Annotated in this window: 1 protein-coding gene; it reads right to left on the bottom strand. The window is 36.2% G+C overall.

Going from position 1 to position 1,575, the window contains the following annotated elements; genetic code table 11:
* Positions 1-188: 188 nt before the first annotated feature.
* Positions 189-1,538 carry a type I restriction endonuclease subunit R, EcoR124 family gene (locus RMN92_RS03530; RefSeq protein ID WP_309608082.1) on the bottom strand — a complete coding sequence of 450 codons (1,350 nt, stop codon included), beginning with the start codon at positions 1,536-1,538 and terminating at the stop codon, positions 189-191.
* Between the last annotated feature and the right edge of the window lie 37 nt (positions 1,539-1,575).

Raw genomic sequence — 1,575 nt, 5'->3', positions numbered from 1 at the left:
TGATTTTTAGCTTTTTCCCTTTAGGGTTAAGGGTAAAAAAAAGCTAAAAATCAAAAAAAAACTGACTTTTCAGAGTGGACTTAACAATGGAAGTTAAATTTTGTGCGATTGAACTAAAGTGGGCATCGATGAAAACTATCTTTTATAATTTAAATATTTTTATATTTGTTTTATCACAAAAAACTATTCTAATTTTTTAAAAAGCGGCCACCCGATATATCCCAAAATTTATTGAAAAATGCAATGAGTTTTTCGAGTGCAGTATCTCGTTTCTTTGTACGGTCGCCAGTTGGTGTAAATCGTGATACAGGTGGCAATACTTTTGTAATAGCAGTACCAGTAGCCTGTACAAAGCCATCGCGAAAAGCGTTGTTAATGAATTTGTACGTTTCGTCTTTGTCCAAATTTTCTTCTGTTATAATGCTTTCTAATTCTTCCATTTTTTTTGCATCAACAAAAGAGCGCCAATCATCGTCAATGTTGGTTGTTGGTGTTAATGATTCAATAAATTGTTCGATAAGTTCTTTTTTGTTGCGCAGTTCCATGCTGGAATCAATGGCTTTGCTGATACTTATTACTATTTCCTTGTCTAGTAAATGACCTAAGTGATATTTGCGAATTAACTCCAAAATATAGTCAATGTTGATTTCCACTTCCTTGATCAGCTCCATTTCAAACACGATATCATCGTTCACATTTTCGTTGTCGCCCGTGTTCTTGCCTCGGAAATCATTGTAAAGGTTGATATACATGCTGTGGTAATCCTGAATATCCCGTTCGGTCAACATCTCATTACCTGCAAATTCGTCGAAAGCGGAAAGAATGTTTTTTACCTTCAAAATGGCACCGTATAACTTGATAAAGTCTTTTTGGTTCTGTTCGCCAATAATCTGTCCTCCTACAGGAAATTTTTCCTGTAATTCGCTCACAAGATCAGCATATCCGCGAACATCTTTATCGCCATCTTTATAACCGTTGTAATATTCATCATAGGTTTTCAGCAAAACAACTCCACCAGCTTCATTGTCGCCAAAAAGCGCAATACTCTCATTGGTTGCTTTTTCCAAATTCCGGAAGCAAATGATATTGCCAAAGGTTTTGACAGAATTGAGGATACGGTTGGTGCGTGAAAAGGCTTGTAATAGCCCGTGTAAACGCAAGTTTTTATCTACCCAAAGAGTGTTCAAAGTAGTTGCATCAAAACCCGTTAGGAACATATTCACAACAATAAGCAAGTCAATTTCGCGATCCTTTACCCTTTGCGATACATCTTTATAGTAGTTTTGAAACTTGTCGCTGGAAGTATCGAAATTGGTCTTGAATATCTTGTTGTAATCTTTTATGGCTGCGTCCAGAAAATCGCGTGAACTTTGGTCTAATCGGCTGGTATCCTCGAGGTTTTCATCTTCGATAATTCCATCTATTTCCGGGTCGCCTTCATTGGCACTAAAACTATAAATAGTGGCTATTTTCAGCTGTTTATCGCTTGGCAAACCAACCATTTGTTTTTGAAACTCGGTGTAATATTTTTTTGCCACATCAATAATAAAAAAACACGACTTGGAAAACAATTAA

The organism is Flavobacterium sp. (assembly GCF_031363805.1).
In the GTDB taxonomy this organism is placed as follows: domain Bacteria; phylum Bacteroidota; class Bacteroidia; order Flavobacteriales; family Flavobacteriaceae; genus Flavobacterium.
Note: the sequence above shows the minus strand (reverse complement) of the source record. Positions and strands in the feature narration are given on the sequence as shown.